At 68.2% G+C, this 9,240-nt stretch carries 7 protein-coding genes and 4 pseudogenes; 6 read left to right on the top strand and 5 right to left on the bottom strand.

Annotated elements, in window-relative coordinates; translation table 11 throughout:
• Positions 1-304 precede the first annotated feature (304 nt).
• On the bottom strand, positions 305-1,195 hold the full coding sequence (locus tag ACFVVO_RS39195; RefSeq protein WP_390061652.1) for a LysR family transcriptional regulator: 891 nt from the start codon (positions 1,193-1,195) through the stop codon (positions 305-307).
• A gap of 98 nt (positions 1,196-1,293) precedes the next feature.
• Here ACFVVO_RS39195 and ACFVVO_RS39190 point away from each other — a divergent pair, with 98 nt between their 5' ends.
• From ACFVVO_RS39190 to ACFVVO_RS39170, 5 genes and pseudogenes are all read left to right on the top strand, one after another.
• On the top strand, positions 1,294-1,659 hold the full coding sequence (locus tag ACFVVO_RS39190; protein WP_390061650.1) for a YybH family protein: 366 nt from the start codon (positions 1,294-1,296) through the stop codon (positions 1,657-1,659).
• A gap of 347 nt (positions 1,660-2,006) precedes the next feature.
• Positions 2,007-2,372: pseudogene (locus ACFVVO_RS39185) on the top strand (cysteine hydrolase family protein); the annotation flags it as partial.
• Between the two features lie 151 nt (positions 2,373-2,523).
• Positions 2,524-2,706: pseudogene (locus ACFVVO_RS39180) on the top strand (transposase); the annotation flags it as partial.
• 88 nt (positions 2,707-2,794) lie between these two features.
• Positions 2,795-2,935: pseudogene (locus tag ACFVVO_RS39175) on the top strand (transposase); the annotation flags it as partial.
• Positions 2,934-3,071 (top strand): hypothetical protein, encoded by a 138-nt coding sequence (locus ACFVVO_RS39170; protein ID WP_390061654.1) that lies wholly within the window; start codon positions 2,934-2,936, stop codon positions 3,069-3,071. The pseudogene ACFVVO_RS39175 and the gene ACFVVO_RS39170, both read left to right, overlap by 2 nt.
• 197 nt (positions 3,072-3,268) lie before the next feature.
• Here the strand turns inward: ACFVVO_RS39170 and ACFVVO_RS39165 are convergent.
• The 3 genes and pseudogenes from ACFVVO_RS39165 to ACFVVO_RS39155 all read right to left on the bottom strand — a co-directional run bounded on the left by ACFVVO_RS39165 (position 3,269) and on the right by ACFVVO_RS39155 (position 5,557).
• Positions 3,269-3,720, bottom strand: a pseudogene (locus ACFVVO_RS39165) (lamin tail domain-containing protein).
• 173 nt (positions 3,721-3,893) lie between these two features.
• Positions 3,894-4,616: a TIGR03943 family putative permease subunit gene (locus tag ACFVVO_RS39160; RefSeq protein WP_390061649.1), complete on the bottom strand. Its 723-nt coding sequence runs from the start codon at positions 4,614-4,616 to the stop codon at positions 3,894-3,896.
• On the bottom strand, positions 4,613-5,557 hold the full coding sequence (locus ACFVVO_RS39155; RefSeq protein WP_390061648.1) for a permease: 945 nt from the start codon (positions 5,555-5,557) through the stop codon (positions 4,613-4,615). Before ACFVVO_RS39155 ends, ACFVVO_RS39160 begins: the two co-directional genes overlap by 4 nt.
• Positions 5,558-6,282: 725 nt before the next feature.
• Here ACFVVO_RS39155 and ACFVVO_RS39150 point away from each other — a divergent pair.
• A complete protein-coding gene (locus ACFVVO_RS39150; RefSeq protein WP_390061647.1) occupies positions 6,283-7,833 on the top strand; it encodes a YibE/F family protein in 1,551 nt (516 codons plus the stop codon).
• Positions 7,834-8,122: 289 nt separating this feature from the next.
• Here the strand turns inward: ACFVVO_RS39150 and ACFVVO_RS39145 are convergent, their stop codons facing one another.
• The gene (locus tag ACFVVO_RS39145; protein ID WP_390061653.1) at positions 8,123-8,803 is read right to left on the bottom strand and encodes a DUF6445 family protein; all 681 of its coding nucleotides are present in this window, start codon (positions 8,801-8,803) and stop codon (positions 8,123-8,125) included.
• Positions 8,804-9,240: the final 437 nt, after the last annotated feature.

Raw genomic sequence — 9,240 nt, 5'->3', positions numbered from 1 at the left:
CGCCTCACCGGTGAGAACACCATCTCCTGGCGCGACCCGACATCACCGGAACAAGCCCGCATCACGGGATAAAACACCGGGATAAAACGACCTCTTAGCGCACGATCTGACATGGATGTTCCTCAACCCCCTTGTCCCCCGTGAGTTCGCGAAAACTCAAGGTGCTTCAGCGGGAACCCCAGGGTCTGACGCCCCGATGTGACGGGGTGGACCCGTGGGCTCGCGGTGAAGCCGCGGGTCGGCTTCACCTGGCAACCAAGCAAAGTCGAAACACCCCTCGAGTGGATCTTGTAAGGCGTTCCCGTTACGTAGGGCCGGGCTTGGTGAATGCCTGCCGGCTGTACGCGAGCAACTCACGTATCCCGGGGCTGTGCGCGCTCTTCCAGATCAGGGCGAGCACTGCGGGTGTATCGACGTCATCGATGGTGTGGGCGGTGAGTCGGTCACGGTAGCGCGCGGCCATGGAGTCGCTGAGGATGGCTACGGCGAGCCCGCGGGCGGCGAGATCGGCAATGGCGTCGGCGGCGCTGGCTTGAAGTGCGATCGTGGGTTGGAGGCTCTGTGCGGCGCAGGCCTGGTCGAATACCGTGCGCATGCCGGTGCCGCGCGGCATGCACACGATCGGGTGTACAACTAGGTCACGCAAGGTGACCCGTCGCTGTTTCGCCAAGGGGTGACCGGCCGGGACTGCCGCGACGAGCCGCTCGCTGATGATGGTCAGCGCGTCCAGCCCGTCGGGGGTGGCGGTTGCGGCCCCGATGAGTGCCAGGTCGATGGCGCTGGCGCGCACCTTCTCGATGAGCCGGTCGGAGCTGTCCTCCACCAGTGAGATCTCCACGCCGGGATGCGCTTGGTGAAACGTGGCGAGGGCGTCGAACAGCGGCGTGAGGGTGCAGCCGATGACCATTCCGACGGTGAGCCGACCGCGGATCAGGTCGGTCACCTCGCCCACCGCCTGGCCGACCGCCCCAGCGGCGGCGAGCGCGGAGCGGGCGTGTTCGAGCGCGGCCTTTCCCGCGACCGTGAGGGTGACGGTGCGGGCCGACCGGTCGAACAGCTCGGCGCCGAGTTCCCGTTCCAGCTGGCGGATCTGGGCGCTGACGCCGGACTGGCTGATGTGGACCCGTTCGGCCGCCCGGGTGAAGTTCCGTTCCTCGGCGACCGCGACGAAGTATTCCAGCTGCCTCAGATCCATGACTGCAGATTGTAGCTTGCAGAAGATCCATCTGTTGGACTTCTGATCAGGAGGAGGCGACGCTGGGAAGCGCCGAAGCCCGACGTCAGGAGGAATCCATGCCGGAGTACGAGAAGGCCATGCGCCCCGAAGACATCACCCGGTTGTTCGTCGAACGATCCAACGCCGGTGACGCGGCCGGGGTCGCCGCACTCTACGAAGAGGATGCGGTGATGGCCTATCCGCCCGGCGACCGGACGGTGGGCCGGGAGGCAATCCGTATGCTGTGGGAGAAGGTGCTGGCCGACCGTCCCCACTTCGAGCGGGAACAATCGCTGCCGACGCTGATCAGCGGCGACATCGCCCTCACCTCGACCCCGCCGAAGGACGGGGCTGGCGCCCGGGCACAGGTCGTCCGGCGTCAGCCGGACGGAAGCTGGCTGCGCCTGCTCGACCAGCCCGAGTTCACCCCGCCCACCCGCTGAGTTCCTCGCCCCCCGTGAGTTCGCGAACGGAAGACCGTTGAGGGTGGATCCGAGGGGTCGGTAGCCTGTTGTCTGGGGGTGCGCCGTCCGCGACCGGCTGCAAGCATGCAGGCCCCGTCCCCAGCTGAACCGGGCGGGTGTGACTGCACGGAGGCAAGCCGACGAAGAGGGATGCCATGAAAGCTGGTCGTGAGCCTCACTCCGTCCAACCCACCTACGCCCGCCCTCCCCCGACCAGAAAAATTCCCATGTCGGATACGCCAGACCCTCGCCGGTGCGCGCTGCTCACCATCGACGTCCAAGACGACTTCACCTCGGCGACGTAGCCGAGTGCTACCCCCGGAACCGACGAGTTGGTACCCGCCATCGCGGAAATCGCCAGGGGGTTCCGGGCCCGCGCACTCCCGGTGGTTCACGTCGTCCGGCTCTACAAGGCGGATGGGTCCAACGCTGAGCTCCGCCGGCGGACCCTGATCGCCTCGGGCGTGCCACTCGTGCGGCCCGGGACGGAGGGAAGCCAGCTACGGGAGGAGCTTTACCCGCCCCGGCCCTTCCGACTCGACCGCGAGACGCTGCTCGCCGGCCGACTGCAGCCCGTGGGCTCATGGGAGTGGGCGTTGTACAAGCCGCGATGGGGCGCATTCTATGAGACCGGCCTCGCCGAGCACCTGCGCTCCCTCGACATCGACACGGTGGCCGTCGTCGGCGCCAATTTTCCCAACTGCCGCCGGCGAAAATCACAGAGTGAACCTGGTGAGCCCAATCCTCGCCTCCACCAGCTGGCAGACCAAGGACGGCGGTTTCTTCCAGGCAGACTTCGCCATCGACTGGGAAACTCGGGGGTGACCTGCCCCGAACGGCGCGACCAGCAGCCGTTGGGCCGAAGACCGCTCCCAGGAGGGGGCAGCTGTGGTCCGAGCACAGTTCCCGCCGGCTGCCTGCCGTCCCTGCAAGACCCGGGAGCAGTGCACCCGCTCCAACGGTAAGTGGGACCTGGGCCGTCGGATCACCCTCCGCCCGCAAGCGGACTATGAGAGGCCGTTCTGAGCCGGTATGGCGGTTTTGCTATCGCCTGATCGTGTGGGTCTGGGCGGTTGGGGCTGGTCCTGCTGCTTGGTCCTGCTGGGCTGGTCGGGTGAGTGACCGCAAGCCCTACAAGAGCGACCTGTCCGATGAGAGGTGGGCGCTGATCGGGCCGATGATCTCGGCCTGGAAGGCCGACCACCCGTCGCCGACGGGGCATCAGGGCCGTTACGAGATGCGGGAGATCGTCAATGGCGGCGGAGATCCAGCAGGCTGGCAAGGTGCTGGGCAGCTGGAGTGAGGATGTGAACGTTCTCCTGCCCAGCGCGCTGGTTGCCTTGCGGCGTATTACCGGCGAGGTGGAGACCGCGTTCGCCGAGCTTTCGTGACCCGGGGCCGATCGCGCCTGCCGGCCGGGATGGAGAGAGCAGGCGCAATCCGGCCGCCCTGCTGGACATGGCGCGGCCGAGCACGTCCTCATCCACGACGGGTGCGACGCGCCCTGGCCGGGTGGGTGGCCTGGCAGGAAGATGGGCCTTCCCACCTGGTGGGAGGCCCATCGTGCGCGCCAGCTCACCGGTCGGCGTCACCTACCGCCACTCGTAGGGGGTGAGTGGCGGTGTCCGCGGTGGCGGCTCCAGGAGGCATCGTCGACGAAGCGGCCGCGGTCGTTGCGCAGGGTCGCGGTGTCGTGGTCGTTGTTCCACACGTACGCCCGCCGGTCCTGGAAGAGGTCGGTGCGGGTGTCGCGGCCGACACCGGTGTGGACGCGGACGGTTGCGCGGCCGTCCAGACGGATGTGGCGGAAGGTGTAAGTGTGGCCGTCCTCGTCCCTAAGGGTCCAGCCGTTCAGGTTCACCGATCGGCGGGTGGAATTGGTGATGTCCACCCACTCCTGGTTCAGCGAACGGTTGGAACGGTCGTCACGGCCGGGGGAGTCGTACTGCACCCTCGAGATGTACACCGCGGCGTGCGGCCCGGATGATGGTCGGCCGTTGAGGCCGGCAGCGCCACAGCACCCGCGGCGGCGGCGGTCATGCGTCGGACGGAAGAAGCAGCGGAACCTGGGTGCCCCTTCGTGCGCACTCCCCGACCCGGCCACAGCCTCTGAAGCCGCAGGCCAGCGGGTGCGTTGGGATGGTGGGCGACCGGTCGGCCGCACACCCACCCCCTGCGTCCCCACTGGTGACCCCGCGATGTGGCGAGACCGGCTACGAGGGTGTGAGTGGCAGGTCGTCCGTGTAGGCGTTGACCGGTGGGGAGATCGGTCTGGTGCCGTGGACGTCGAGGGCGGCTTCGGCGGCCCTCGTGCCCAGCATGCCGTTCGGATGCCAGGTGCCGGTCACCGCCAGCCAGGTGTTGGCGGGCGGGGCTTCGGTCCCGTACATCCGCACCTTCACGGACTGCGAGTCCGCCGCACAGCAGGTGAAGATGATCCGGGTCAGATACCAGCCGTCCCCCTGTCCGGCCGGGGTGACGAAGCCGGTCATCAGGATGGTGCGGCCCTTGATGGCCAGCGCGCGGTCCTGTCGGACGCGGGCGGTGAAATCCGTGAGGGTCATGGGCAGCGGTGAGGTCGCGGGCAGCGGAGCGAACTGCTTCTGCTCCTTGAGCGCCTTGCCGTTCGAGCGTGCCGCGGTATACGCGCCGAGGGCCGGCGGGGCGTAGAAGAGCAGACTCAGCGCGGGCAGGAACAGCAGCCAGGCGATGCGCGGTGCGCCAGAGTGACCGTGCCCGTCGTCGGCATGGTCACCCCGTCCCCTGTCGAGCACCGCCCCCGCCAAGCCGAGCAGCACCAGCAGGACGCCGGAGATGATCAGCAACGGACGCAGCCCCTCCTTGACGTACCGCAGGTAGAGGTCGGTGAGGACAGCGGAGTGCAGCAGGCCGGCGCCGGTCAGGACCAGGAGCGAGGCCTGTACGGGGCGTCTCACAGCAGCGCGTCTCCGATCAGTGCGCTGGCGGCGACCGCCACCACGGTGGTCGCGGTGGAAAAGCGCCAGGCGAACTCCCGCCCGAACGTCCCCGCCTGAAGCGCGATCAGCTTCAGGTCGACCATCGGCCCGACCACCATGAACGCGAGCCGCGCGGTCGGCGAGAACCCGGTCAACGATGCCGCGACGAAGGCGTCGGCCTCCGAGCACACTGCCAGTACCACAGCCAGTCCGGCCAGGAAGAGGATCGACCACCCGGGCGATCCGGAGAAGGTGTCGAGGACGGAGCGCGGCACGGTCACGTTGAAGGTGGCCGCCGCCATGGCACCGAGGACGAGGAAGCCCCCGGCGTGCAGGAGGTCGTGCTGGGAACCGAGCCGGAACTCGGTCCACCGGCTGTGACCGTGCCGGTGACCGGTGTGCCGGACGGTCGGCCGCAGCCATTCCCCCCGGCCCAGCCAGAGCCACAACCAGCCCATCACGGCGGCGGTCACAAGCGAGGCGAGCAGCCGGGCCACCACCATCGCAGGACTGCCGGGGAAGGCCACGGCGGTTGCGGTCAGCACCACCGGGTTGATCGCGGGCGCGGAGAGCAGAAAGGCGAAGGCGGCGGCCGGGGTGACACCCCGGCGGATCAGGCTGTTCGCTACCGGCACGGAGGCGCACTCGCAGCCGGGTAACACCACGCCTGCCACGCCGGCCACTGGAACCGCGAGCGAGGCTCGCTTCGGCAGCACCCGCGTGAACAGCTCTGCGGGCACGAACGCATTGATCGCGCCGGACAGAACCGTGCCCAGGAGGAGAAAGGGAAGCGCCTGAACAGTGATGGCAAGGCACACAGTGCGCCAGGCTTGGACGGCGGGATGACTGAGCCACTGGGCGCCCCAAGCCGCCGGACCCAGGACAGCCACACTCACGACCGCCAGGCTTCCGGCCGCCATTGGCCATGAGATTCGGCGACGTTGAGGCGTACGAACGGCTACTGCCGCCGCCCCTCCAACCGCATCAATCATTTCATCCGCTTTTGGCACTTTTACTCCAAATAATCGGATACGCGGCTGAAGATAGACGAGCGGGCCGTCCGGAGCCGCACCCACACGCCGCCATGACCAAATCATGGAATTTCAAACGAATTGCTACTTTAGGGATCCCGCCTCCGCCGGGCGGACGATGTCCGATGATGGGCGGGCCACGATCATGCTCCGTACGACGGCGCGCCAGGCACCGCTGCCTGCGCTCCGGGCGGCGGTGTTCGCGCTCGTCGGGACGGTGCTCGGGGTAAGTGCGCATTTGCTGATCACCGAGGGGCCGATGCCGCGACGGCAGTCCGCGCCGGCGACCACGGTGCTCTTCGCAGTGGGCCTGCCACCACCGCGACACCCGCGCTTGCTCGCCGCAGGGGTGGCGGTGGGCGGTGCCGTGCAGGTAGCGCTGCACCTGCGGCTCATGGCGGAACCTCCGAACGGAGTTTCGCGGCACACACCCAGGACGGTGCCGAAAATGCGGCCGGCGAAGAGGTTCATGATCCGGACACAGTGAGCAGAACGCTCGACCGTCCGGCGACGCCCGGGCTGAGTCCACGGCACAGCCGTTCCCGTACTCTTCCTCAGAGCCGCCGCGCAGGACCGGCTCCGGAGGGGGCACGGACAACCGCGAGGGAGACGGCATGGGAACCGCTGACCGGCAGAGCGCCGGAGACTGGAACCGGGTCGGCGACCCGCCCTCGCCCAGGGGTGATCGTGCGAGCGAATACGGCCGCGACTACGGATACGGGAATCCTCCTGAGTCGATACCTCACCCCGGCTACGCACCCGATGCCGACGCGGGCCACGTCCCCTCTCAGACGACAGGCCGCGGGCACGCACCCGTGACCGGTGCCGGACGTGGCTCCGGTCACGGCCCCGGAGCGGACGCCGCCGGTCACGGACACGCGCATACCCACAGCCACGGGCCCGCCACGCCGGTCTCCCGGCACCTGCGCAAGGTCATCGCGGCGATCCTGATCCCCTTCACAGCCGCGGTCGTGGTGGGGCTCGTGGTGCTGTGGCCGGGCGGCGCGCCGCCGCACAAGCGAACCGGCGTCGGTTTCGACCAGCAGACTCAGCAGGCGACGGTCACCAAAGTCGTCGAGGTGAACTGCAAGTCGGTGAACGCCTCCGGCGAGACCCCCACCGGCGACACCTCCACCGCCGAGGGCAACTCGGCGCAGCAAGAGGCGAACGGCACCTGCCACAAGGCCACGATCCGGGTCGACACCGGCAAGGACAAGGGCCGCACCTTCACCGAGATCGTGCAGCCCGACCAGACGCGACAACTACACCAGGGCGAGAAGGTCGTGACCGCCTACGAACCCTCCGCTCCCAGGGACCTGCAGTACTCAGTCGCCGACGTCAACCGCCGCTTCCCGATGGGCCTGCTCGCCGGCATCTTCGCACTCGCCGTCGTAGTGGTGGGTCGGCTGCGCGGCGTGATGGCGCTGGTCGCGCTCGCCATCAGCTTCATGGTGCTGAACTTCTTCGTCCTGCCCGCGGTCCTGCAGGGCTCGGATCCACTGCTCGTAGCGGTGGTCGGCTCGAGTGCCATCATGCTGATCGCGCTGTACATGTGCCACGGCCTGTCGGCCCGTACATCGGTGGCGGTGCTCGGCACCCTGCTCTCGCTCGCGCTGATCGGCATCCTGGGCTCTGCGTTCATCGGATGGGCCGCCCTCACCGGCAACACGGACGACAGCACCGGCCTGATCCACGGTCTCTATCCGAAGCTCGACATGAGCGGTCTGCTGCTCGCCGGCGTCATCATCGGCTCCCTCGGCGTGCTCGACGACGTCACGGTGACGCAGACATCGGCCGTCTGGGAGCTGCACGACGCCAACCCCACGATGGGCTGGCGCGGGCTGTACCGGGCAGGCATCCGCATCGGCCGCGACCACATCGCCTCCGTGGTCAACACCCTCGTCCTCGCCTACGCCGGCGCCGCACTGCCGCTGCTGCTCCTCTTCTCCATCGCCCAGAGCGGCGTGGGCACGGTCGCCAACAGCGAGCTGGTGGCAGAGGAGATCGTCCGCACACTGGTCGGCTCCATCGGTCTGGTCGCCTCGGTACCGGTCACGACGCTCTTGGCGGCCTTGGTGGTCGCAGCCGATCGCCCCGGCCCGGAGAGGGAAACGACAACCGCGGGAGTGGCAGCGGGCCGGGGCGGGCGTCGACGCAAGCGCTGAGAGCGGTCGCGCGCTGCCCTATGGGACGGGGCACAGACCGATGGCGGGGCTGCGGGCGGCCCGTCACGGAAAATGCTGCCCGAATGTCCGACGGGTGCAGAGCCAAGTACCTCCTCGCTCAGTGGCTCACAAGAGACAGAAGCACCCCAGATTCGCGCTTGCTCCTGCCTGCAGCTCGCCTTCTAGATCCTGTGGGAGCGGGCGGAGCTGCATGGTTCGGCCAGCGACGGGCCAGGTAGAGCTGGCGCGGCAGGACCGTCGTACCGCCGGAAGGCGGCGGCCCGGAGGGTCACGCCATCCAGAAGAACACGGCGGTCATCCGCTTGTCCTCAAGGGTGCTCCCGCAGTAGCCGGTCGCGGTGTGCATCAGGTTGGCGTGGTACAGCAGCAATCGGTTGTAGCGATGCGTCACGCGGACGTCCTCGGTGAACGAGTCCGGTGGCACGAACCGCGTGCCCAGTGCCTCGACCAGATTGTTGTGCGGCGCGGCGACGAGATTTCCGCCGAGCCGGCCGCCGGGCAGGCTCTGCCGGAAGAAGCTCGTGCCGCAGTCTTTGGGGGCGTTCGGGTTCAGATAGAGCACCGCCGCGTACCGGCACAGCGCACGGGAATCGGTGTGCGGCCGCGGCTCCCCCTCGTCCTTGCCCACGACTTGGATGCAGTTGTGGTTGAGGGTGCCGCCGTCCGGGGTTGCCTGTAGCCACAGCTCGCGCGCACCAGTCGCCTTGCACACCAACTTCTCGACGTGGGCCAGTTCACCCAGCTCCAGCCCCGGCATCGTCCGCATGCCCGGCCAGCTCTCCGAGGTGTACGGATGGCCCTTCACCCAGTCGTCCTTGGCGAGACACCGCTCCCTGATCGCATCCGGGTCGGGGAGCACCTGGTCAAAAACCCAGTAGTCGCGGTCGCGCGTGGGCTTGCGGTAGGGGAGGACCGGAAGCGCCGGGCTTCCCTGCGGACGTGACGGCATGCGGCCGAACATATGCCGCACTGCGTTTCCGGTCTCCATTGAAAGAGTCAACTCTCCTCCAACTCGCCTGACCCATAGGCCGTTTTCTCCAGATCATCGGCTCGTTGGTTGATGTGTGTCGTTGACTGACGCCCAGTGGGCCCGTCGGCCACCCACTTCCGCAGGCGGTTGTAAGCCCCTTTTCAGGAACCGAAGTGTTCGGGCACCGCATTGAGCCGTTGTTGCCGGATCGGACTCCGAAGCGGGGTGGCCGGTGGCGTGATCACCGGCGGGTGATCGACGCGATCGCGTTCAACTAGCGCACCGGGATGCCGTGGATGGCACGTGACTCCTCCCCCTCACGAATGAGGGGGCTTCTCGCTATGCTGGGTTGGCGTCGCGACGGACCAGCCCGGCCCGTAGAACGTTCAGGGCGCCCACCGTGTCCGCGTGCGCGC

It is taken from the genome of Streptomyces sp. NPDC058145 (genome assembly GCF_042884245.1).
In the GTDB taxonomy this organism is placed as follows: Bacteria; Actinomycetota; Actinomycetes; order Streptomycetales; family Streptomycetaceae; genus Streptomyces.
This window is presented reverse-complemented; position numbering and strand designations above follow the sequence as displayed.

Bases quoted from the DNA above. Each gene is read 5' to 3' on its own strand.
- ACFVVO_RS39195 (WP_390061652.1), bottom strand. From the start codon at position 1,195: ATGGATCTGAGGCAGCTGGAATACTTCGTCGCGGTCGCCGAGGAACGG.
- ACFVVO_RS39190 (WP_390061650.1), top strand. From the start codon at position 1,294: ATGCCGGAGTACGAGAAGGCCATGCGCCCCGAAGACATCACCCGGTTG.
- ACFVVO_RS39170 (WP_390061654.1), top strand. From the start codon at position 2,934: ATGGCGGCGGAGATCCAGCAGGCTGGCAAGGTGCTGGGCAGCTGGAGT.
- ACFVVO_RS39155 (WP_390061648.1), bottom strand. From the start codon at position 5,557: ATGGCGGCCGGAAGCCTGGCGGTCGTGAGTGTGGCTGTCCTGGGTCCG.
- ACFVVO_RS39150 (WP_390061647.1), top strand. From the start codon at position 6,283: ATGGGAACCGCTGACCGGCAGAGCGCCGGAGACTGGAACCGGGTCGGC.
- ACFVVO_RS39145 (WP_390061653.1), bottom strand. From the start codon at position 8,803: ATGCCGTCACGTCCGCAGGGAAGCCCGGCGCTTCCGGTCCTCCCCTAC.